Annotated in this window: 21 protein-coding genes, 1 tRNA gene and 1 pseudogene; 13 read left to right on the forward strand and 10 right to left on the reverse strand. The window is 70.9% G+C overall.

Annotated features, from left to right (window positions below; translation table 11 throughout):
* Together cobO and RT051_RS01095 are read left to right on the forward strand one after the other, a co-directional pair.
* Positions 1-510, forward strand: a 510-nt coding sequence (gene cobO / locus RT051_RS01090) for a cob(I)yrinic acid a,c-diamide adenosyltransferase (RefSeq protein ID WP_313070108.1), incomplete at its 5' end; no start/stop codon positions are given.
* 64 nt (positions 511-574) lie between these two features.
* The gene (locus RT051_RS01095; RefSeq protein WP_313070111.1) at positions 575-1,096 is read left to right on the forward strand and encodes a methylated-DNA--[protein]-cysteine S-methyltransferase; all 522 of its coding nucleotides are present in this window, start codon (positions 575-577) and stop codon (positions 1,094-1,096) included.
* A gap of 64 nt (positions 1,097-1,160) precedes the next feature.
* On the opposite strand, the gene RT051_RS01100 is transcribed toward RT051_RS01095, so the two are convergent.
* Positions 1,161-1,251 (reverse strand) — tRNA-Ser (locus RT051_RS01100).
* An 85-nt stretch (positions 1,252-1,336) separates the two neighbouring features.
* Between RT051_RS01100 and cbiB the strand changes: the two genes are divergently transcribed.
* The 6 genes from cbiB to cobT all read left to right on the forward strand — a co-directional run bounded on the left by cbiB (position 1,337) and on the right by cobT (position 7,179).
* Positions 1,337-2,353, forward strand: coding sequence for an adenosylcobinamide-phosphate synthase CbiB (cbiB, locus tag RT051_RS01105; RefSeq protein WP_313070114.1), 1,017 nt, complete (start codon positions 1,337-1,339; stop codon positions 2,351-2,353).
* A complete protein-coding gene (locus tag RT051_RS01110; protein WP_313070117.1) occupies positions 2,350-3,411 on the forward strand; it encodes an aminotransferase class I/II-fold pyridoxal phosphate-dependent enzyme in 1,062 nt (353 codons plus the stop codon). The genes cbiB and RT051_RS01110 overlap by 4 nt, the downstream gene beginning before the upstream one ends.
* Positions 3,408-4,211, forward strand: a complete 804-nt coding sequence (locus RT051_RS01115) for a HipA family kinase (RefSeq protein ID WP_409520513.1) — start codon at positions 3,408-3,410, stop codon at positions 4,209-4,211. The genes RT051_RS01110 and RT051_RS01115 overlap by 4 nt, the downstream gene beginning before the upstream one ends.
* Positions 4,198-4,629 carry a DUF3037 domain-containing protein gene (locus RT051_RS01120; RefSeq protein ID WP_313070119.1) on the forward strand — a complete coding sequence of 144 codons (432 nt, stop codon included), beginning with the start codon at positions 4,198-4,200 and terminating at the stop codon, positions 4,627-4,629. Before RT051_RS01115 ends, RT051_RS01120 begins: the two co-directional genes overlap by 14 nt.
* A complete protein-coding gene (locus RT051_RS01125; protein WP_313070121.1) occupies positions 4,626-6,086 on the forward strand; it encodes a cobyric acid synthase in 1,461 nt (486 codons plus the stop codon). The genes RT051_RS01120 and RT051_RS01125 overlap by 4 nt, the downstream gene beginning before the upstream one ends.
* 61 nt (positions 6,087-6,147) lie before the next feature.
* Entirely contained in the window at positions 6,148-7,179 is a 1,032-nt protein-coding gene (gene cobT, locus RT051_RS01130; RefSeq protein WP_313070124.1) for a nicotinate-nucleotide--dimethylbenzimidazole phosphoribosyltransferase, read from the forward strand.
* A 22-nt stretch (positions 7,180-7,201) separates the two neighbouring features.
* On the opposite strand, the gene RT051_RS01135 is transcribed toward cobT, so the two are convergent.
* Together RT051_RS01135 and nth are read right to left on the reverse strand one after the other, a co-directional pair.
* The gene (locus RT051_RS01135; protein WP_313070127.1) at positions 7,202-8,335 is read right to left on the reverse strand and encodes a GGDEF domain-containing protein; all 1,134 of its coding nucleotides are present in this window, start codon (positions 8,333-8,335) and stop codon (positions 7,202-7,204) included.
* A gap of 58 nt (positions 8,336-8,393) precedes the next feature.
* Positions 8,394-9,035 carry an endonuclease III gene (gene nth, locus RT051_RS01140; RefSeq protein ID WP_313070130.1) on the reverse strand — a complete coding sequence of 214 codons (642 nt, stop codon included), beginning with the start codon at positions 9,033-9,035 and terminating at the stop codon, positions 8,394-8,396.
* Between the two features lie 115 nt (positions 9,036-9,150).
* Here nth and RT051_RS01145 point away from each other — a divergent pair, with 115 nt between their 5' ends.
* Genes RT051_RS01145 through RT051_RS01155 form a run of 3 tightly spaced genes read left to right on the forward strand, consistent with a single transcriptional unit; the run spans position 9,151 to position 11,069 of the window.
* Positions 9,151-10,368, forward strand: a complete 1,218-nt coding sequence (locus RT051_RS01145; protein WP_313070301.1) for a PLP-dependent aminotransferase family protein — start codon at positions 9,151-9,153, stop codon at positions 10,366-10,368.
* A 5-nt stretch (positions 10,369-10,373) separates the two neighbouring features.
* Positions 10,374-10,580: a SlyX family protein gene (locus RT051_RS01150; protein WP_313070132.1), complete on the forward strand. Its 207-nt coding sequence runs from the start codon at positions 10,374-10,376 to the stop codon at positions 10,578-10,580.
* 42 nt (positions 10,581-10,622) lie between these two features.
* The gene (locus RT051_RS01155) at positions 10,623-11,069 is read left to right on the forward strand and encodes a CopD family protein (protein ID WP_313070134.1); all 447 of its coding nucleotides are present in this window, start codon (positions 10,623-10,625) and stop codon (positions 11,067-11,069) included.
* Between the two features lie 36 nt (positions 11,070-11,105).
* Here RT051_RS01155 and ytfE read toward each other — a convergent pair whose 3' ends face one another.
* Positions 11,106-11,819 (reverse strand): iron-sulfur cluster repair protein YtfE, encoded by a 714-nt coding sequence (ytfE, locus tag RT051_RS01160; RefSeq protein ID WP_313070135.1) that lies wholly within the window; start codon positions 11,817-11,819, stop codon positions 11,106-11,108.
* Between the two features lie 93 nt (positions 11,820-11,912).
* On the opposite strand from ytfE, the gene RT051_RS01165 reads away from it, so the two are divergent.
* Positions 11,913-12,401, forward strand: a complete 489-nt coding sequence (locus RT051_RS01165; RefSeq protein WP_313070141.1) for an Rrf2 family transcriptional regulator — start codon at positions 11,913-11,915, stop codon at positions 12,399-12,401.
* Between the two features lie 54 nt (positions 12,402-12,455).
* On the opposite strand, the gene RT051_RS01170 is transcribed toward RT051_RS01165, so the two are convergent.
* Entirely contained in the window at positions 12,456-13,370 is a 915-nt protein-coding gene (locus tag RT051_RS01170; RefSeq protein ID WP_313070145.1) for an HTH-type transcriptional regulator ArgP, read from the reverse strand.
* 70 nt (positions 13,371-13,440) lie between these two features.
* Here RT051_RS01170 and RT051_RS01175 point away from each other — a divergent pair, with 70 nt between their 5' ends.
* Positions 13,441-14,076, forward strand: coding sequence for a LysE family transporter (locus tag RT051_RS01175; RefSeq protein WP_313070152.1), 636 nt, complete (start codon positions 13,441-13,443; stop codon positions 14,074-14,076).
* A 12-nt stretch (positions 14,077-14,088) separates the two neighbouring features.
* On the opposite strand, the pseudogene RT051_RS01180 reads toward RT051_RS01175, so the two are convergent.
* The 5 genes and pseudogenes from RT051_RS01180 to mfd form a co-directional block, all read right to left on the reverse strand.
* Positions 14,089-14,929, reverse strand: a pseudogene (locus tag RT051_RS01180) (methyl-accepting chemotaxis protein); the annotation flags it as partial.
* A gap of 852 nt (positions 14,930-15,781) precedes the next feature.
* Positions 15,782-16,570: a MetQ/NlpA family ABC transporter substrate-binding protein gene (locus tag RT051_RS01185; RefSeq protein WP_313070154.1), complete on the reverse strand. Its 789-nt coding sequence runs from the start codon at positions 16,568-16,570 to the stop codon at positions 15,782-15,784.
* A 238-nt stretch (positions 16,571-16,808) separates the two neighbouring features.
* Positions 16,809-17,525 (reverse strand): phosphoserine phosphatase SerB, encoded by a 717-nt coding sequence (gene serB / locus RT051_RS01190; protein ID WP_313070157.1) that lies wholly within the window; start codon positions 17,523-17,525, stop codon positions 16,809-16,811.
* Between the two features lie 82 nt (positions 17,526-17,607).
* Positions 17,608-18,282 (reverse strand): hypothetical protein, encoded by a 675-nt coding sequence (locus tag RT051_RS01195; protein ID WP_313070159.1) that lies wholly within the window; start codon positions 18,280-18,282, stop codon positions 17,608-17,610.
* Between the two features lie 134 nt (positions 18,283-18,416).
* Entirely contained in the window at positions 18,417-21,890 is a 3,474-nt protein-coding gene (gene mfd / locus RT051_RS01200) for a transcription-repair coupling factor (RefSeq protein ID WP_313070162.1), read from the reverse strand.
* Positions 21,891-21,898: the final 8 nt, after the last annotated feature.

Genomic DNA, 21,898 nt, shown 5'->3' on the forward strand with positions numbered 1-21,898 from the left:
GGCCTGGTCATCGTCAACACCGGCGACGGCAAGGGCAAGAGCACGGCCGCCTTCGGCCTGGCGTTCCGCGCCACCGGCCGGGGCAAGGCCGTCAAGGTGTTCCAGTTCATGAAGGTGCCCACGGCGCGCTTCGGCGAGCACCGTCTGGCCGAGCAGGTGGGGCTGCCCGTGGAGGGCCTGGGCGACGGTTTTTCGTGGAAAAGCCGTGACCTGGAGCAGTCCGCCCAGCTGGCGCGCGATGGCTGGGCCAAGGCGCGCGAGGCCATCCTGTCGGGCCAGTATTTCCTGGTGGTGCTCGACGAGGTCACCTATCCGCTGATCTACGGCTGGCTGCCGCTGCAGGACGTGCTGGACACCCTGGCGCAGCGTCCGCGCGACGTGCACGTGTGCCTGACGGGGCGGCGCTGTCCGCAGGAAATCATCGACGTGGCCGATACGGTGACCGAGATGAAGCTCATCAAGCACGCCTTCCAGGCCGGCATCCCGGCGCAGCGCGGCATCGAGGACTGAAACAGCACGGCCCGGGCCCCATGGGCACAATGGCGCCATCCCTTTTTTTACCCAGGAGATCGCCATGCCGCTCGTCTCGACCCACATCCCCACGCCCCTGGGCGACATGCTCGCCGTGGCCTCGCCGCAGGGCCTGTGCCTGCTGGAGTTCGTCGGCCAGAAGGGCGTGGAGCGCGAGCTGGCGCAGGTCGAGGCCGCGCGCGGCGGGCCGGCGGTGCAGGGCAGCAACGCCATCCTGGATCAGGTGCGGCAGCAGCTGCAGGAATATTTCGCCGGCGAGCGGCAGGACTTTGCCGTGCCGCTGGACCTGGTGGGCACGCCGTTCCAGCTCAAGACCTGGCAGGCCCTGCTGGCCATTCCCTTCGGCCAGACGCGCAGCTACGCCGAACAGGCGCGCCACATCGGCCAGCCCACGGCCACTCGCGCGGTGGCGGCGGCCAACGGCTGCAACAAGGTCTCCATCGTCGTGCCGTGCCACCGCGTGATCGGCAGCGACGGCAGCCTGACCGGCTTCGGCGGCGGGCTGCCGCGCAAGCAGGCGCTGCTGGCGCTGGAAGGCCGGGTGCGGGCGCCGGCGCTGGTGTGAGCCGGGGCGCGCTTGACCTGCAGAAGAAAAAAAGCCCTTGAACATCAAGGGCTTGGGCCATTTCTGGCGGAGAGGGAGGGATTCGAACCCTCGGTAGGCTATTAACCTACACACGCTTTCCAGGCGTGCGACTTAAACCGCTCATCCACCTCTCCGAAGCCCGCGATTGTAGCAGCGTTTTTTCGTCTTTCCGGGCGCTTGCACGCGGGTTGGTGGCTGCAGGCACGGTAGGCTTGGCGCATGGGGACATGGATCTGGGGCGGGGGCGGGGCGGCAGGCGGGCAGGGCGCGGCGGGATGGCTGGCCGGCGCGCTGGTGGTCGCACTCGTGGTCGATGCCCTATGGGGCGAGCCGCCTGCGTCGCTGCACCCGGTGGTGTGGATGGGGCGCGCGCTCGGGGCGTTGGGCGCGCACCTAGCGCCGCCGGGCGAAAGGGCGCAGGATTGGAAGACTTTTTGGCTTGCAGCCCTTGCCTGGTGCGGGCTTGCAGCTATCGTCTGGATAGCGGCGTGGGCGCTGCAGGCGCTGGTGCTGTGCTTTCTGCCGGGCTGGGCCGCGGCGTTGGTGCTGGGCCTGGCGCTCAAGCCGCTGCTGGCCTGGCGCATGCTGCGCAGCGAGGTTGCCGCGGTCGAGCAGCAGCTGGCGCAGTCGCTGCACGCCGGCCGCGAGCGGCTGTCGTGGCTGGTCAGCCGCGACACGGCGCGGCTCGACGCCGCCCAGGTGCGCGAAAGCGCCATCGAGACCCTGGCCGAAAACCTGTGCGATTCGGTGGTCGCGCCCCTGCTGTGGTTCGCCCTGCTGGGCTTGCCCGGCGCTGCGCTGTACCGGCTGGCCAACACGGCGGACGCCATGTGGGGCTACCCCGGCTGGCGCGGCGAGGGCGCGGCGCGGCGCCACTGGCAGTGGGCGGGCAAATGGGCGGCCCGGGCCGACGACGTGCTGAGCTGGCTGCCCGCGCGGCTGACCGCGCTGCTCCTGCTGCTGGGCGGGGGCGTGCGCGGCTTTGGCGCGGTCAGTCCACTGGGTCTGTGGCGCGACGCCCGCGCCACGCCGTCGCCCAACGGTGGATGGCCCATGGGCGCCATGGCCCGGCTGCTGGGGGTGCGGCTGGGCAAGCCAGGGGTGTATGTGCTCCATCCGCAAGGTCAGGCACCGCAGGCGGCGCACGTGGCCCGGGCCCTGCGTTATGGACAAAATGTGGTGTTTATCCTTGCCGTGGCTGGGCTTGCAGCTATGATTTTTTCTTTTCTTTCATGAGCCTGGTGCCTGCCTTCCCGCTGCACGGCGGCCCCGACGCGCTGGGCGTGCCGCTGCATGACTTTTCCACCAACGCCAACGCCTGCGGGCCGTGCCCGGCGGCGCTGGCGGCCTTGGCCCAGGCCGACCGCAGCCGCTATCCCGACCCGGCCTACACCGCGCTGACCGGGGCGCTGGCGGCCTTCCATGGCGTGGCGCCAGACCGCATCGTGCTGGCGGCCAGCGCCAGCGAGTTCATCCACCGCATCACGGCACTGGCGCGGCAACGTGGAGTGCCGCAGGCGCTGCTGCCGGCGCATGGCTATGGCGACTATGCGCGCGCGGCCGAAGTGTGGGGACTGCGGGTCGAGCACACCGCCGATCCAGACCGGCTGCAGGGCCACCATGGCGCTGCCCGCCTGCACTGGGCCTGCGAGCCGTCCAGCCCCCTGGGCGCGGAGGACGCCGCGCTGGATGCCTGGGCCGGGGCGCCCGGTGCAGCGTGGCGCGTGCTCGACCGTGCCTATGCGCCGCTGCAGTTGCACGGCCCGGCCCGCCCGCCGCCGGAGGGTGCCTGGCAGCTGATGTCGCCCAACAAGGCGCTGGGCCTCACGGGGGTGCGCGCGGCCTATGCCATCGCGCCGCAGGCGACGGTGGCTGACGGAGCGGCCGCGCGGCTGCGGGCACTGGCGCCCTCGTGGCCGGTGGGGGCCGACGGCGTGGCGCTGCTCGCCACCTGGGTGGGCGAGGAGGCCCAGCGCTGGCTGGCCCTGTCGCTGGCCACCCTGCGTGACTGGAAGGCGCAGCAGCTGGCGCTGTGCCAGGCTTTGGGCTGGCAGGTGGTGCCCGGCAGCCGGGCCAACTTCTTCACCGCGCGCCTGTCGCAGGGCGTGCCCGCCGGGGCGCTGCTGCCGGCCCTGCGCGCGCACGGCGTCAAGCTGCGCGACTGCGCCTCGTTCGGCCTGCCGGGGCATGTGCGCCTGGGCGTGCTCCCACCGGCGTCGCAGCACGCGCTGCGGCAGGCTTGGCAAGTCTGGAGCGCGGGCGGTGCCCCGGGGCACGGCTACCATCCGGCATGACCCACGCATTGCCATCCCTGCGCCACGTCGAGGTGAGGCGCTATGTCACCCCGCTGCGCGAGGGCGGATCCATGCCGGCCGTGGTCGAGGCGGACGACCTGGGCCTGTACGTGCTCAAGTTCCGCGGCGCCGGCCAGGGCGTGCGCGCGCTGATGGCCGAGATCATCTGCGGCGGGCTGGCGCGGGCGCTGGGCCTGCCTCTGCCCGAGATCGTGCTGGCCGAACTCGATCCCGAGCTGGCCCGCACCGAGCCCGACCCCGAGATCCAGGATCTGATCCGTGCCAGCGGCGGGCTGAACGTGGGGTTGGACTACCTGCCCGGCGCGGCCAACTTCGACCCGGCCGCCGACACCGTCAGCGACGACTTCGCCTCGCGCCTGGTCTGGTTCGACACGCTGGTCAGCAACGTGGACCGCACGGCGCGCAACACCAATTTGCTGGTCTGGCACGGCCAGCCCTGGCTGATCGACCACGGCGCCTGCCTGACCTTCCACCACGCCTGGAGCGGCGTGGTGGCCGACCCGGCCCGGCCCTTCGCCCCCATCGCCGACCACGTCCTGCTGCCGCAGGCCAGCCGCCTGGCCGAGGTCGATGGGCCGCTGGCCGCGCGCCTCACTCCCGCCGTGCTGCGGGACTGCCTGGCCGCCGTGCCCGACGGCTTTCTCGCGCAGGCGGCCGAGCCGGGCAACGAGGTGCTGGCCGACCCGGCGCGCCACCGCCAGGCGTACGTGGAGTATTTCGAGGCGCGCCTGGCCGGGCGCGGCCGCTGGCTGCAGGGGGCGATCGATGCGCGCGCGTGAGCTGTACGACTACGCCATCGTGCGCGTGGTGCCGCGCGTGGAGCGCGAGGAATTCATCAACGTCGGTGCCATCGTCTCGTGCCAGCGCACGGGCTTTCTGCAGGCCGCGGTGGAGCTGGACGAGGCGCGCCTGCACGCGCTCGACCCTTGGGCCGACGTGGCGCTGGTGCGCCGCCACCTGCAGGCCCTGGCTGCCATCTGCGCGGGCGACGCTGCCGGCGGACCGATCGCCCGGCTGCCGCACCGCGCGCGCTTTCACTGGCTGACGGCGCGGCGCAGCGGCATCATCCAGACCTCGCCCGTGCACACCGGCTGGTGCGACGATGCTGGCGCCGCCCTGGAGCACCTGATGGACTGCATGGTGCGCCCCCTGCCCCGGCGCGCACCCGAGCCAACGCCTGAGAGGACACCCGCATGACCGCCCGCTGCATCATGGTCCTGGGCACCAGCAGTGGCGCCGGCAAAAGCTGGCTGGCCACGGCGCTGTGCCGCTGGTATGCCAACCAGGGCCTGAAAGTGGCGCCCTTCAAGGCGCAGAACATGAGCAACAACGCCCGCGTCGTCGCCACCCCGGAGGGCGAATACGGCGAGATCGGCAGCGCCCAGTACTTCCAGGCCCTGGCCGCGCGCGCCACGCCCGAGGTGCGCATGAACCCGCTGCTGCTCAAGCCCGAGGCCGATACGCATAGCCAGGTCGTGCTGCTGGGTCGGGTCAGCCGCGAGCTGTCGCAGCTGCCCTGGCGCGGGCGCAGCCAGCGGGTGTGGCCCGTGATCGCCCAGGCGCTCGATGAACTGCGCGCCGAGAACGACGTGGTCGTCATCGAAGGCGCGGGCTCGCCCGCCGAGATCAACCTTTCGGCCAGCGATGTGGTCAACCTGCGCGTGGCGCGGCACGCCGATGCGCGCTGCCTGCTGGTGGCCGACATCGACCGGGGCGGGGCCTTTGCCCACCTCTACGGCACCTGGGCACTGTTGCCCGAAGAAGACCGGGCGCTGATCCGGGGCTTCGTGCTGAACAAGTTCCGCGGCGACGCGGCGCTGCTGGCCCCCGCGCCGCAGATGCTCGAGGAGCGCACCGGCGTGCCCGTGGTCGCCACCGTGCCCATGCAGTACGGTCACGGCCTGCCCGAGGAGGACGGCCTGTACGAAGGCAGCCTGCGCGCCGCGGCCGGGGCAGGGCGCGTGCATACGCGCGTGGCCATCGTGGCCTGCCCGCGCGGCAGCAACCTGGACGAGTTCGCGCCGCTGCAGTCGGCCGGCGGCGTGGCCGTGACCTGGGTGCGCTCACCCGCCGAGCTGGAAGGGGTGGACTGGATCATCCTGCCCGGCAGCAAGGCCACCGCGGCCGACCTGCTGTGGCTGCGCGCGCAGGGGCTGGACGCTGCCATCGCCCGCCATGCCGCCGCCGGCCGGCGCGTGCTGGGCGTCTGCGGCGGGCTGCAGATGCTGGGCGAGGCGCTGATCGACACCGTCGGCGTGGACGGCAACGGCCCGGGCCTGGGCCTGCTGCCGCTGGTCACCAGCTTCGAGGAAAAGAAGACCGTGCGCAGCACCCATGCGCGCTTCGGTGATGTGCAGGGCGCGTGGCAGGCGCTTGCCGGCGTGGAGGTGCTGGGCTACGAAATTCACCACGGCCAGACCGCCCAGCACCCGGCCATGGCCGCCAAGGGCGACGTGGCGCGCGAGCTGATCCCGGGCCTGGCCTGGCAGAACGTGGCGGGCAACGTGCTGGGTGTGTACCTGCACGGCCTGTTCGAGAATGCCGGCGTGCTGCAGGCCCTGCTGGGTGGCAGCGCGCAGACGCTGGATGCCGCCTTCGAGCGCATGGCCGAGGGGGTGGGGCAGTGGTTCGATCCCCAGGCCCTGAAAATATGAATGAAAACAGGTCTGAGCCCTTGCTGGGCTTGGACGAAAAGCTATCAAACCCAGAGTAAAAATGAGCTTTTCCGAGATTCCTTCGATCGCCGACGAGGCGCTGGCCGCGCGGCTGCAGTCCCTCATCGACCACAAGACCAAGCCCCTGGGCTCGCTCGGCCGGCTGGAGCCGCTGGCGCTGCGCATCGGGCTGATCCTGGGCAGCGAGGCGCCCGTGCTGCGGTCGCCGCAGGTGCTGGTCTGCGCGGCCGACCACGGCCTGGCGGCACGCGGCGTCTCCGCGTTCCCGAGCGACGTGACCTGGCAGATGGTGCACAACTTCGTCACCGGCGGCGCCGCCGTGAGCGTGCTGGCGCGCCAGCAGGCCTTGAGCCTGACGGTGGTGGACTGCGGCGTGCGCCACGACTTCGCGCCCTACCCGGGCCTGGTGGTGCGCAAAGTGGCCCCCGGCACGCAGGACTGCAGCAGCGGCCCGGCCATGACGGCCGAGCAGTGCGCTGCCGCGATGGCCAACGGCCGCGAGGTGGTGCGCGCCCTGCCCGGCAACGCGCTGCTGCTGGGCGAGATGGGCATTGGCAACACCTCGGCCGCGGCGCTGCTGCTGGCGCGCCTGACCGGCGCCGACGTGGCCGATTGCGCCGGCCGCGGCACCGGCCTGGACGACGAGGGCCTGGCGCGCAAGATCGCCGTGCTGCGCCAGGCGCTGGCCGCCAACCCCGAGGCCCGCGAGCCCCTGCAGGCCCTGGCCGCGCTGGGCGGTTTCGAGATCGCCACGCTGGTCGGGGCGGTGCTGCAGGCAGCGCACGAGCGGCGCGTGGTCGTGGTCGATGGCTTCATCACCAGCGCGGCCGTGCTGGTGGCCGCGCGCCTGGCGCCCGCGGTGCTCGAGCGTTGCGTGTTCGCCCACCGCTCGCACGAGCCGGGGCACGCGCGCATGCTGGCCGAGCTGCAGGCCGAGCCGCTGCTGGACCTGGATCTGCGCCTGGGCGAGGGCTCGGGCGCGGCGCTGGCGTGGCCGCTGCTGGTCTCGGCCTGCGCGATATTGCGCGAGATGGCCAGCTTCGAGTCGGCGGGGGTGGCCCAGCGTTCGTGACCGCCCCGGAGGCAGGGGCCGGTCAGCCGGTGCAGGTCTGGCTGCGCCCCTGGGCCTTGGCGCGGTACAGCGCTGCATCGGCGCGCCCGAGCAGGGCATCGACCGAGTCGCCCGGCCCCTGCCAGTCGGCCACGCCGATGCTGACCTGGCAGTCCAGCGCATGGCCGCACGCCAGTGCGGCGTGGATGCGCTGGGCCAGGGCGCTGGCCGCCCGGGCGTCGGTCTCCGGCAGGAGCACCAGAAACTCCTCGCCGCCGTAGCGGCCCAGCCGGTCAGTGCCGCGCAGCACCGCACGCATGCGGTCGGCAAAGTGCACCAGCACCCGGTCGCCATGCTGGTGGCCGTGGGTGTCGTTGATGGTCTTGAAATGGTCCAGGTCCAGCATCATCAGGCTGAAAGGGCGCGGCTGGCGCTGGCTGCGCTTGTGTTCATCGTGGCACAGGGCGAGGATGGCGCGGCGGTTCAGCGCCCCGGTCAGCCCATCGTGTGTGGCCATGTGCTCGAATTCGGTGCGCACCCGGTCGGTGGCCATGAGCACGGCGCCGATACACAGCATCAGCACGGTCATGACGTAGGCGCCGATGTAGAAGGTCTGCACTTCCGACGGCTCCAGCAGCCCGCCCGCGCTCTCGGCGGACGCTGCCGTCACAAGGCGCACCAGCAGCACGGCCACGTGCGCCAGCAGCGCGATCTGCACCAGGCGCGTGGGAAAGCGCGGCGGGCCATGGCGCGACAGCAACAGGAACGTCCAGATGTGCAGCGCGCTGATGGTCGCGGTGACCAGCACCAGGCGCGTGGGGTAGGACGGCACGACCCAGACGAACCAGGCCAGCGACAGGAGCAGCGCCAGGGACGTCGTGATCAGTGTCCTCTGCATGCGCGGCTGCTCCAGAAAGCGCTGGCAGCCGAGGTGAAACAGCACGAACCCGGCCAGCACGCAGGCGTTGGCCAGCAGCAGCGGCAGCTGCAAGCCGCTCCCCGGGGGCGCCAGGTGCGCCACTGCCGCGACGCTCCAGACCACCGGCACGAACGCCCACTGGCGCAGGCCGCGGATATTGCTGGGGTAGTGCTGCTGCATGAACCCCAGCACCGCGCCCATCACCAGGGTCATGAAATTGGCCATGATGATCAGCGAACGGGGGTCGAGGGAGTTCATGGATCAGGCACTGCCGGCAGCTTGTGGAACACGCCAGTGTAGGGCGGCTGCCCTGGGTTCACCGTGGCGGCGGTGTCTTGGGCTGGTAGTCGCACCAGCGTGCCACCACGCACTCCCAGCAACGCGGCTTGCGCGCCTGGCAGACATAGCGCCCGTGCAGCAGCAGCCAGTGGTGCGCGTTGGGCAGGTATTCGTCCGGAACGCGCGCGACCAGGCCGCGCTCCACCGCCAGGGGCGTCGCGCCCAGCGCCAGGCCGGTGCGGTTGGCCACGCGCAGGATGTGCGTGTCCACGGCCACCGTGTTCTCGCCAAACGCGGTGTTGAGCACCACGTTGGCCGTCTTGCGGCCCACGCCGGGCAGTTCCTCCAGCCCTTCGCGCGTGCGCGGGACCTGTCCGCCGTGGCGCTCCAGCAGGATCTGGCAGGTGGCCAGCAGGTGGCGCGTCTTGGTGCGGTAGAGGTTGAGGCTGGACAGGTAGCCCTCCAGCGTCTCCTGCCCCAGCGCCAGGATGGCCTGCGGCGTGTTGGCCACCGGGAACAGCCGCCGCGTCGCGCGGTTCACGCCCACGTCGGTGGCCTGCGCCGACAGCAGCACGGCGGCGAGCAGCTCGAACACGGTGGTGTATTCCAGCTCCGTCGTCGGATGGGGGTTGCCCGCCTGCAGCGCGGCGAAGAAGGGCGCGATGTCTCGGTCTTTCATGGCATGCGATTGTGCGCGGATGCGTCCGGCGTGCGTGGCAGGGCGCGGCAATTGGCGACAATGCGCGCTGCACCCAACGGCCCTGTAGAACTTGCGAGATACCCCGCCCATGTCCATCCCCTTTGCCAAGCGTCTCGACCAGGTGGAGACCTCCGCCATCCGCGAACTGTTCAAGCTGCTGGGCAAGCCCGGCATCATCAGCTTTGCCGGCGGCTTCCCCGACAGTGCCATGTTCGACGTGGAGGGCCTGTGCCAGGCCAGCGAGGCGGCGCTCAGGCACGAGCCCGGCGCCGCCCTGCAGTACGGCGCGACCGAGGGCTACCAGCCCCTGCGCGAGCAGCTGGCGCGCTTCATGGCGCACAAGGGTGCCCAGGACGTGGCGCCCGAGGGTCTGATCGTCACCACCGGCAGCCAGCAGGCGCTGGACCTGATCGGCAAGACGCTGATCGACCCGGGCGACAAGGTCATCGTCGAGGGGCCGACCTTCCTCGCCACCATCCAGTGCTTTCGCCTCTATGGTGCCGAGCTGGTCAGCGCGCCCATCGATGCGGACGGCGTGCAGGTGGACCGGCTCGAGCAGCTGATCCAGCAGCACCGGCCCAAGCTGGTGTACCTGATCCCCACCTTCGGCAACCCCAGCGGCGCCACCCTGAGCCTGGCGCGGCGCCGGCGCGTCCTGGAGCTGGCCGCCCGCTACCAGACCGTGGTCGTCGAGGACGACCCCTACGGCGACCTGTATTTCGGCGAGGCGCCGCCCCCCAGCCTGCTGGCGCTGTCGCACGAGGTGCCGGGCAGCCGCGACTGGCTGGTGCACTGCGGCTCCCTGAGCAAGGTGCTGGCGCCGGGCCTGCGCGTGGGCTGGCTGGTTGCGCCGCCCGAGCTGCTGGCGCGCGCCACCATGTGCAAGCAGTTCTCGGACGCGCACACCAGCACCTTCGCCCAGGCCACGGCCGCGCAGTATCTGCAGGCCGGCCGCATGCCGGCAACGCTCGCCCACGTGCGCGCCGTCTATGCCGAGCGCGCGCGGGCCATGGGTGACGCGCTGCGCGGCGAGCTCGGCGCGGCCATCGACTTCGTGCAGCCGCGCGGCGGCCTGTTCGTCTGGGCCCGCCTGACGGGCGCGGACGGCGGCGTGGCCGACGGGCGCGAGTTCGCGCGGCGCGCCATCGGGCAGGGCGTGGCCTTCGTGCCCGGCACGCCGTTCTTCTGCGCCGAACCCGACCACGCCACGCTGCGCCTGTCGTTCGCCACGGCCGACGTGGACCGGATCCGCGAGGGCGTCGCACGCCTGGGCCGGGCGCTGCACGCCGCGCCTGCGCTGCAGGAGGCCTGAGCCTCATGGCCGACACACAGGCGCGCCTGGAGGCGCTGGAGATCAAGGCCGCCTGGGCCGAGGACCTGCTCGACCAGCTCAACCTCGCGCTGTTTCGGCAGCAGCAATGCATCGACCAGCTGCAGGCCGAGCTGGCCGACCTGCGCCGCCAGGTGCCCGAAGGCGCGGCCGCGCCGCGCAGCCTGCGCGACGAACTGCCGCCACACTATTGACCTGACCCCGATCCGACGCCGGCCGGCGCCGGGCGCACGCCCATGTACCCCATCCTTTTCGCCCTGCACGTGCTGGCCGCCACCATCTGGACCGGGGGCCATCTGGTGCTGGCGCTGACCGTGCTGCCCCGGGCGCTGCGCGCGCGCTCGCCCGAGACGCTGCTGCAGTTCGAGCAGGCCTATGAACACGTGGGCATGGGGGCGCTGGCCGTGCAGGTGGCCACGGGCCTGTGGATGGCGCTGCAGCTGGTGCCGGACTGGGGTCGGTGGTTCAGCCCCGACGGCGGCCTGGAGCGCGCCGTCTCGGTCAAGCTGCTTTTGCTGGCGCTGACGGCGCTGGTGGCCGCGCATGCGCGCTCGCGCGTCATTCCCCAGCTGCGCGCCGAGACGCTGCCGCTGATGGCCTGGCACGTGGCCGCCATCACGCTGCTGGGGGTGGGCTTCGTGCTGACGGGGATCAGCTTCCGCTACGGCGGCGTGGGCGGCTGAGGCCGCTGCCCCGCCGCCGCGCGGGGCGGCAAAGCATCAGGCGCAGCCGCAGGCCGTGCCGCTGCCGCAGCCCTGCGAGGCGGGCTCGAAGGCTGGGAACAGCACGTTGTTCTCCAGGTGGATGTGGTTGACCAGGTCGTCGGCCAGCTGCGCCAGGCCCGAGTAGAGCGCGCGCCAGGTGTTGCACGCGCCGGGCGGCGGGGTCATGTCGTTGGTCAGGCGTGCCAGGTGTTCGAGCGACTGGCCATGCTCGTTGTGCTCGGCGCGCATCACGCCGATGGGCTGGGCGGCAAAGCTGTTGCCGCCGCGCGCCAGCATCGGGAACAGGATGGCCTCCTCCTTGCGCATGTGCGAGAGCAGCTCCTCGTGCATGGCCTCCAGCGCGTCGGCCAGGCCCGCCGGCACGTGCGGGTTGCCCCGGTGCACGGCCTCGACCCGGCGCGCCATGCGGATCAGCTCGGGCAGCTGCGCGCGGTGCACCTCGTGGTAGCGCGAGACGATGTGGCCGATCAGCTCGGCGGGCGTGGCTGCCTGGGGGACGCTGTCGCTGCGCTGCAGGGCCGACAGCTCCCGCACCACCGCGTCCAGGTCCAGGCCCTTCTCGGCGCTGGCCTGGCGCAGGCTGGTCTGGCCGCCGCAGCAGAAGTCGAGCTTCAGGCGGCGCAGCACCGCCGTGGCGCCGGGCAGCTCCACGGCGATCTGGCCGATGGCCTGGCCTGGGTCGATGGCGGCAGGGGCAATGGCATGCATGGCGAAGGGTCCTTGAAAGCGAATGTGACCTGAATATTTTAAATCTTTAAAATTCATGAAGACTGAATCTTTTTGTCCTGCGAAGGCCCGACCATGCGACTGACCCAATGGACCGACTACACGCTGCGCGTGCTGATGTATTGCGCCGCCTGCCAGGGGCGGGCGCAGCCGGTGACCATCACCGAGGTGGCGCAGGCGCACGGCATCTCGCGCAGCCACCTGACGAAGATCGTGCAGCAGCTTGCCGCCAAGGGGCTGCTGGACACCACGCGCGGGCGCGGCGGCGGTATGCGGCTGATGCGGCCGGCCGCGGAGATCAACATCGGCGCCGTGGTGCGCGAGACCGAGACCGACTTCGACCTGGTCGAGTGCTTCAACGCCGAGACCAACACCTGCCGCATGAGCAGCCACTGCAGCATCCGCGGGCTGCTCTCGCGCGCCACGCTGGCGTTCCTGGCGGTGCTCGACGAGGTCACGCTGGCCGACCTGGTGCCGCCCGCGGGCGAGGAGGTCTCGCCCGCGCGGGTGGTGCGCTTCCTGCCCGGCCTGCCCGGCCTTCCAAGCCCGCCACTGCCGGCCTGATCAGGCGTTAAAAACGCCCGAAACCCGCGCCAGTCCTGGGCCTCCAGCTATGGTTCATGAAGCGCCCGGGCTGACCAGGCAGCGCCGCGCCGCCGCCATCACGCAACCGGTCAGCCGCGCCAGCGAAGGCTGGGCGCTGCGCGGGTGGGCCCAGAACAGCGGCACGTCCAGGGGCGCGCCCGGCAGCAGCTCCACCAGCGTGCCGGCCGCCAGCTGCCCGGCGATCAGCGCCGTCGGGTGCATGCCCCAGCCCATGCCGGTCTCGCAGGCGCGCACATAGCCGAAGTTGGACGGCAGGAAGTGCCGCGGTGCGTGCGTGCGCGATGCCAGTCCCTGGGCGTGCAGCCATTGCTCCTGCAGGCGGTCCTTGCGGTCATAGGTCATCATCGGCGCGCGCGCCAGCGCCGCGGCCGTGACGCCGGCGGCGAAATGCCGTTGCACAAAGGCCGGGCTGGCCGCCGCCACGTAGCGCATGGTGCCCAGCGGCCAAGTGTTGCAGCCGGCGATCTGCGTGCCGCTGGCGGTGACCGCGGCGATCACCTCGCCCTCGCGCAGGCGCTCGCCCGTGTGCTCCTGGTCGTCGATGCGCAGGTCCAGCAGCTCGTTGCCGCCGGCGGTGAACGCAGCCATGGCATCCATGAACCAGGTGGACAGCGAGTCGGCATTGACCGCCAGCTTGAGCGTGGGCGCCGGCGCGCTGCCGCTGCCGGCCAGCAGGTCGGGGTTGGTGCGGCGCAGCTCGTTCTCCAGCAGCTGCACCTGCTCCAGATGCAGGCACAGGCGGCGCCCGGCCTCGGTGCCGGTGCAGGGGCTGCCGCGCTGCACCAGCACCTGGCCGGCGCGCTCCTCCAGCTGCCTGATGCGCTGCGAAACGGCCGAGGGCGTGACGTGCAGGCGGCGCGCCGCGCGCTCGAAGCTGCCTTCTCGCAGCACGGCCGCCAGGGCCTCCAGCCCGGCGTAGTCCAGCATTAGCGTTCCTTCACTTGCTTCAGAAAAATGAAGTGTACGGCGAGCGCCTGCCCACCTACGATCAGCCCCCATGTCCTTCACCACCGCAGCCGCCTCGTCCTCCTGGCTCATGGGTTTCACCGTCTGCCTGTCGCTCATCGCCTCCATCGGCGCGCAGAACCTCTACGTGCTGCGCCAGGCGGTACAGGGCCGGCACGTGCGTGCCTGCGTGGCCTGGTGCGTGGCCAGCGATGCGCTGCTGGTGGCCCTGGGCGTGGCCGGCATGGCGCAGCTGCTGGGCAGCTCGCCGGCCCTGGCGCGCGCCCTGCAGTGGGGCGGGGCGGCCTTCCTGCTGGCCTACGGCCTCTTTGCCTGGCACCGCGCCCTGCTGGCCCCGCCGGCGGGGCTGCAGGCGCCGGGCGAGCGCGTGGCGCGCGGGCTGCTGGGCGTGATCGGCGGCCTGGCCGTCATCACGCTGCTCAACCCGCACGTCTATCTGGATACGGTGGTGTTGATCGGCTCCATCGGCGCGCGCCAGGACGGCTGGCTCAAGGCCGTGTTCGTGCTCGGCGCCGCCTCGGCCAGCCTGGCCTGGTTCGTCGCGCTGGCCCTGGCCGGCCGGCGCCTGCGGCGCCTGTTCGCCGACCCGCGTGCTTGGCGCGTGCTGGACGCCCTCACCGGCGCCATGATGCTGGCGCTGGCGTGGTGGGTCTGGCAGGGCGCTTGAGCGAGCGCCGGCTTACGCGGCGTGCGCCAGCCGGGCCGCGGGCGACGCCGGCCCGGCGGCTGCACCCTCCTGGAAGACGCTGACGGCCTGCACCAGGTCCGCCGCCTGGTTGCGCAGGCTGGTGGCGGCGGCGGCCATCTGCTCGACCAGCGCCGCGTTTTGCTGCGTGCCCTGGTCGATCTGCACCACGGCGCTGCCCACATGCGCCACGCCCTGGCTCTGCTCGCGGCTGGCGGCACTGATCTCGGCCACCAGCGCGCTCACGCGCCGGATGCTGTCCACCACTTCTTCCATGGTGCTGCCGGCCTGGTCGACCAGCGCGTTGCCGCGCTCGACCCGCTCGACGCTGTCGGTGATGAGCCGCTTGATCTCGCGTGCCGCTTCGGCCGAGCGTCCGGCCAGCGAACGCACCTCGGAGGCCACCACGGCAAAGCCCCGCCTCGCCCGCGCGCGCCGCCTCCACGGCCGCGTTCAGCGCCAGGATGTTGGTCTGGAAGGCGATCGAGTCGATGACCGAGATGATGTCGTGGATCTGCTGCGCGCTGTCGTGGATGCCGCGCATGGTCTGCACCACCTCGGCCACGACTGTGCCGCCCTGCGCTGCCACCGCGCTGGCCTGCTGCGCCACGCGGTCGGCCTGCAGGGCGTTGTCGGCGTTCTGCTGCACCCGGGCGTCGAGCTGTTCCATGGCGGTGGTGGTCTGCTGCAGCGCGCTGGACTGGCGTTCGGTGCGCGCCGACAGGTCCTGGTTGCCGGCGGCGATCTCGCTGCAGGCCAGCTCCATCTGGCCGGCCGAGCCGCGCACCGCGGCCACGGCCCCGGCCATGCGCGCCAGCAGGGACTGCAGCAGCTGCGCGCGCGGCGACCGCACGAGCACCTGCTGGGCGGCGGCCAGGGCCACGCCATGCTTGCGGTTTACCGCGGCCACCAGCTGCTCGAGCTCCAGGCCCTCGCGCACCACGCGGCGCGTGGACACGGCCAGCACCACCTCCAGCGCGGTCTGGATCACGACGTACGCGGCGTGCAGCAGGATGATGGAGAAATCCGGCCGGCTCAGGCAGTACAGGCCGAAGCCCGCCGCCTGCAGCCGGTCGAAGAGCACGTGGTGCAGGGCGATGACCACGGCGGCGAAGACGATGGGGCGCCAGTCCAGATAGACCAGCAGCAGGGCCAGCGTGACGAACACGCCGAAGTGGTATTCCACCCGGCCCTGGGCCAGCTGGATGTGCAGCGCCACGAAGCTCATCTGCACGAAGGCCAGGACCAGGCGCGACGCCAGCGTGCCGCGCGCTGCGGCATGCACGCCCAGCGCCAGCGCCAGCAGCACGGCGGAGGCCGTCCACGCCAGGCCGGATTCGACGAAGCCCGCGCCCAGCGCCACCGCCGCGATGCTGCTGAGCACGATGGCGGCCAGCATGATGCGGTCGCCCAGCAGGGCTTGGGCGCGCAGGTCGGGGGCCGGCGAGGCGCGGGAAGCGGTGGTCGGGGAAGGCAGGGCAGTCATCGGATAAGGAACCCGGGGCATCGTGTCGGCAAGCCCTCCGATTGTTGCCTGCAGCGCTCGCCCTGGATATGGCAAGCCGCGGAAATCGACATGGGTTGACGCGCTTTGAGGGCTGAAGGGCGCGAGACGGGCAAAAACAAAGCGCCACCCGTGGGTGGCGCCTGGACTGGACGACGGTTGCGGGCCTGCGCCCGGCCGGCGTCAGAACGCCGGAACGACCGCGCCCTTGTACTTGTCCTGGATGAACTTTTTCGTCTCGGGCGTGTGCAACGCGTTCACCAGCTTGGCGATCGCCGGGTCACTGGCGCGGTCGGCGCGCGCGGCGACGATGTTGGTGTAGGGCGAGTCCGCGCCTTCGATGAACAGCGCGTCCTGAGTGGGGTTGAGCTTGGCCTCGATGGCGTAGTTGGTGTTGATCAGCGCCAGGTCCACGTCCGCCAGGGCGCGGGGCAGCAGGGGCGCCTCCAGCTCCTTGAACTTGAGTTTCTTCGGATTCTTGGCCACGTCCAGCGGCGTGGGCGTGAGGCTCTTGGGGTCCTTGAGCTCGATCAGACCCTGCTTGGCCAGCAGCAGCAGGGCGCGGCCGCCGTTGGACGGGTCGTTCGGGATGGCGATGGTGGCGCCGTCCTTCAGGTCCTTCACGTTCTTGATCTTCCTGGAATAGGCGCCGAAGGGCTCCACGTGCACCTTGCCGCCCGGCACCATGATCAGGTCGCTCTTGCGGTCGCGGTTGTAGCTGTCCAGGTAGGGCTGGTGCTGGAAGAAGTTGGCATCGAGCTGCTTGTCCTGCACGGCGGCGTTGGGCTGCACGTAGTCGCTGAACTCGCGCACCTGCAGATCCACGCCCTGGGCCTTGAGCTGGGGCTTGACGAAGTTCAGGATCTCGGCGTGCGGCACGGCAGTGGCGGCCACCTTCAACACGGCGTCGGCCGCGTGGGCGCCCAGGGCGGCGGCAGCGAGGGCGATGGCCGTGAGGGTCTTCTTCAGCATGGGTAGTGGTTCCTTTTCTTGGGGTTGACTAGCAGACAACGCCCGCCAGGACAAGGGGGCAATTGCCAGGGCGCGAGTGTAAGCGCGGCCCGGCGCCCGCCAGACGTTTTTATTTTCATATCCATATATGGATTCGACTTCTCATGCGCTGATATAGAAGCGAAAAACGTCCCCAGCCCTTGCCATGCAAGGGCGTGATGCTATTAAAAGGGGATCGGGGAGAGAGGCCGCTGGCGCGTCAGCGCAGCACTTGCAGCAGCCGGTCCAGCCCGCCGCTGTTGATGGCCACCTGGGCCTGGGCGCGCACGGCCGGCTTGGCGTGGTAGGCCACCGACAGGCCGGCCGCGCCCATCATGGGCAGGTCGTTGGCGCCGTCGCCCACGGCGATGGCCTGGCGCGGGTCGATGCCCATGAGCGAGGCCACCTCCAGCAGCGTGCGCCGCTTCTCGGCGCCGTCGCAGATGTCGCCCCAAGGCTGGTCCACCAGGCGGCCGGTGAGCCGCCCATCCTCGGCCTGCAGCACGTTGGCGCGGGAGAAATCGATGCCCAGCTGCGCCTTGACGCGGTCGGCAAAGAAGGTGAAGCCACCCGAGACCAGCAGCGTCGCCAGGCCGGCTGCCCGGGCCGCGTCGATCAGCTCGCGCGCGCCGGGCGACAGGCGCAGGCGCTCGGTGTACACGCGCTCCAGGTGCGCCACCGGCACGCCCCGGAGCAGGGCCACGCGCTGGCGCAGGCTCTCCTTGAAGTCGGTGATGACGCCCTGCATCGCCGCCTCGGTAATGGCGGCCACTTCGGCCTTCTTGCCGGCGGCGTCGGCGATCTCGTCGATGCACTCGATGGTGATCAGGGTCGAGTCCATATCGAAAGCGATGAGCCGGAAGTCGGCCAGTTTCAGCGGCGGCGTAATGCCCTGGATGACGAGGCCGGGGGCGAATTCGGTGGAGGCGGATGTCATGGGCGGCGATTATCTGGCACGCCAAGGCGACACGAGTCGATCTTCCACAACCGCTCGGCGTTGCCGCGCAGCTGGAGCAGCCTCACCGCTTGCGCAGGTAGATCTCGTCCGACCAGGTCGCCAGCCACTGCGGCTTGAAGGCGACGAACACGGCGCTGAGCATGCCGGTGACGAAGGCGTCGCCCCAGGCCATGAGCCAGCGGGCCACCAGCGACAGGCCCTCGCCCACGCTGGGCAACACGTGGCCCGTCCACTGCGCCAGGGTGCCGGCGATGAACATGCACAGCGCCGTGCCGAGAAAGCCCCGCCCCAGCACGTAGATGAACACGCGCGCGCCGCCGAAGCTGCGCTCGCCCATCAGGCGGCGCACCAGCACCCCGAGCAGCATGGCCAGCGTGGCCGGCACCACGCCCGACCAGACCGCCAGGCCCAGGGCCTCGGGCCACGGCAGGCCGGGTGAGAACAGGCAGGCCAGCGCCCCCACCGCCAGCAGCGTGGGTACGGCCAGCGGCCAGCCCAGCATCAAAAGCACCAGGCAAGCGCCCGACCACTGCAGCTGCAGCGGCATGTGGTGCAGGGTGGGCAGCGCCCAGGCCCAGGGCAGGATGGCCAGCGTGGCCAGCAGCGGCGTCCACAGCGCGGCCGGGGCGCCGTGCTTTTCGTGCACCAGCGGGCGGCGGCTGGCCAGCATGCGCCAGGGCCGCGCCACCAGCGCGAAGACCAGCGCCGCCAGGGCGAGGGCGATTTCAAGCTCCATGACGCGGTTTGCTACAAAAAATGCTGCGCACTATCCAGGCGTGGCGCGGGTTTGGGGCGATTTTCATGGTGATACGGGGCGGGCAGGGGCGGGGTCTATTGTCACGCCGCCCCGGGCCCCGCGCCTGCCATGCATCAAGCGACGGCCTCTTCGGTCAGCGGCCGGCCCAGGCTGCGCAGCACGTCGCGCACCATCTGCGCACGGTCGCGCGCCTCGGACAGTTCGCGCTCGATGCGCAGTTTCTCGTTGCCGGCCAGCTTGATGTGCTTGTTCTTCTGGATCAGGTGGATGATGGCCATCGGGTCCACCGGCGGCTGGGGCTTGAAGGTGATGGTAATGACGCCCGGCGCGGCATCGACCTTGGCCACGCCGTAGGCCTGACTCAAGACGCGCAGGCGGTGCACGTCGACCAGTGTCTGCGCCTGCGGCGGCAGCTTGCCGAAGCGGTCCACGAGCTCCTCCAGCAGCGCGTCGATCTGCTCGCCGGTTCTGGCGGTGGCGAGCTTCTTGTAGAACGACAGGCGCAGGTGCACGTCGCCGCAATAGTCCTCGGGCAGCAGGGCCGGCGCGTGCAGGTTGATGTCGGTGGCGGCCTGCATGGGCGACAGCAGGTCGGGCTCCTTGCCGGCCTTCAGGCTGCGCACGGCCTCGGACAGCATCTCGTTGTAGAGCTGGAAGCCCACCTCCAGCATGTTGCCGCTCTGGTTCTCGCCCAGCACCTCGCCGGCGCCGCGGATCTCCAGATCGTGCATGGCCAGGTAGAAGCCGCTGCCCAGTTCCTCCATCTGCTGGATCGCCTCCAGGCGCTGCGCGGCCTGCTTGGTCAGGCTCTCCAGGTCGGGCACCAGCAGGTAGGCGTACGCCTGGTGGTGGCTGCGCCCGACGCGCCCGCGCAACTGGTGCAGCTGCGCCAGGCCGAACTTGTCGGCGCGGGCAATCACGATGGTGTTGGCCGAGGGCACGTCGATGCCGGTCTCGATGATGGTCGAGCACAAGAGCACATTGAAGCGCTGCGCCACGAAGTCGCGCATCACGCGTTCCAGCTCGCGCTCGGGCATCTGGCCGTGGGCGATGGCGATGCGCGCCTCGGGCAGGATCTTCTCCAGCGCCTGGCGGCGGTTCTCGATGGTCTCGACCTCGTTGTGCAGGAAGTAGCACTGGCCGCCGCGCTTCAATTCGCGCAGCACGGCTTCGCGGATCACGCCGTTGTTCTCGCTGCGCACGAAGGTCTTGATGGCCAGGCGCCGCTGCGGGGCGGTGGCGATCACGCTCAGGTCGCGCAGCCCCTCCAGCGCCATGCCCATGGTGCGCGGAATCGGCGTGGCGGTGAGCGTCAGCACGTCCACCTCGGCGCGCAGCGCCTTCATGGCCTCCTTGTGGCGCACGCCGAAGCGATGCTCCTCGTCGATGATGAGCAGGCCCAGGTTCTTGAACTGCGTGGACTGGGACAGCAGCTTGTGCGTGCCCACGACGATGTCCACCGTGCCGTCGGCAATGCCCTTGACGGCCGCGGTGATCTCCTTGCCCGAGCGAAAGCGCGAGACCTCGGCGATCTTGACCGGCCACTTGGAGAAGCGGTCCACCAGCGTGCGGTAGTGCTGCTCGGCCAAGAGCGTCGTCGGCGCGAGGAAGGCCACCTGCCTGCCACCCGCCACGGCGACGAAGCAGGCACGCAGTGCCACTTCCGTCTTGCCAAAACCCACGTCGCCGCAGACCAGCCGGTCCATGGGCTGCGGGCTGATCATGTCCTGCACCACGGCGGTGATGGCGGCCCTCTGGTCGGCCGTTTCCTCGAAGCCGAAGTCGCTCACGAACTCTTCGTAGTCCTGCGCCGGAAAGCGGAAGGCATGGCCCTGGCGCGCGGCGCGGCGGGCGTAGATGTTGAGCAGCTCGGCGGCGGTGTCGCGCACCTGCTCGGCCGCCTTGCGCCGGGCCTTTTCCCACTGGCTGCCGCCCAGCTTGTGCAGCGGCGCCTCGTCGCTGGAGACGCCGGTGTAGCGGCCGATCAGCTGCAGCTGGCTCACCGGCACGTACAGCGCGGCCTTGTCGGCGTATTCCAGGTGCAAAAATTCCTGCAGGGCCGGCGTGCCGTCGGGGTTCTTCTGGCCCACGTCCATGTTGACCAGGCCCAGATAGCGGCCGATGCCGTGCTGGGTGTGCACCACGGGGTCGCCCACCTTCAGCTCCGACAGGTCCTTGATCAGCGCCTCCAGGTCGCTGGCCTGCTCCTGCTTTCTGCGCCGGCGCGTGGTGCCGGTGGCAGCGAACAGCTCGGTCTCGGTGACGAAGTCGATGCCGCCGCCCACCCAGGCAAAGCCCTGGGCCAGCGCCCCGGTGGCGATGCCCACGCGCTCGTCAGGCGCGGCCTGGAACTCGGCCAGGCCGTCGAACGCCGGCGGGTTCAGGCCCGAGGCGCGCAGGAAGTCCAGCAGGCTCTCGCGCCGCCCGGCGCTCTCGGCCAGCAGCAGGATGCGCTGACCGTCCATGACGATGTGCGCCTGCAGCCGCGCCAGCGGGTCCTCGGCCCCGCGCACCACGGCCAGCGGCGGCAGGGGCCGGAACCAGGCGCTATCCTCCACGTCGGGCACATCCGGGCGCAGGGCCAGCTGCGCGTGCGGCCTGGCCTGCACGTAGAACTGCTCGGCGGTGAGAAACAGCGCCTCCGGTGGCAGCGCCGGGTGCTCCGGGTCGCCCTGGATCAGCCGGTAGCGCTCGCGCGTGTCCTGCCAGAAGCGCTGGAAGGCCTCCTCCAGGTCGCCGTGCAGCACCAGCGTGGCGCCGCTGCCGAGGTAGTCGAACACGGTGGCCGTGTGCTCGAAGAACAGCGGCAGGTAGTACTCGATGCCGGCGGTGGCGATGCCCGCGCCCATGTCCTTGTAGACGCGGCTTTTGGTCGGGTCGCCCTCCAGCAGCTCGCGCCAGTGCTGGCGAAAGCGCGAGCGTGCCGCGTCGTCCATCGGGAATTCGCGCCCGGGCAGCAGGCGGATTTCCTGCACCGGGTGCAGGCTGCGCTGCGTGTCCGGGTCGAAGGTGCGGATGGAGTCGATCTCGTCGTCGAACAGGTCCACCCGATAGGGCTCGTCCGCACCCATGGGAAACAGGTCGATCAGGCCGCCACGCACGGCGTATTCGCCATGGCTGACCACCTGCGACACGTGCTGGTAGCCCGCCAGCGTCAGCTGCGCGCGCAGCCGGGCCTCGTCGAGCTTCTGCCCAGTCTTGAAGTGGAAGGTGTAGGCCGCCAGGAACGACTGCGGCGCCAGGCGGTACAGCGCCGTGGTCGCGGGCACCAGCACCACATCGGCTTCGCCCTGCGAGATGCGCCACAGCGTGGCCAGGCGCTCGCTGATCAGGTCCTGGTGCGGCGAGAAGCTGTCGTAGGGCAGCGTCTCCCAGTCCGGGAACAGCGCGCAGCGCAGGTCGGGTGCGAAGAAGGCCAGCTCATCGATCAGGCGCCGGGCGTCGGTGGCATCGGCGGTGATGATGGCGCTCAGGCGGCCGGCGGTTTTTTCACGCTCGCCCAGGCGGGCCAGCAGCAGGGCGTCGCCGCTGCCCACGGGGCGGGGCAGGGCGTGACGTTTTCCGGGAGAGAGTTTGGGCAGATCCATGCAGAGAG

The organism is Melaminivora sp. (assembly GCF_032059615.1).
In the GTDB taxonomy this organism is placed as follows: Bacteria; Pseudomonadota; Gammaproteobacteria; order Burkholderiales; family Burkholderiaceae_C; genus Melaminivora.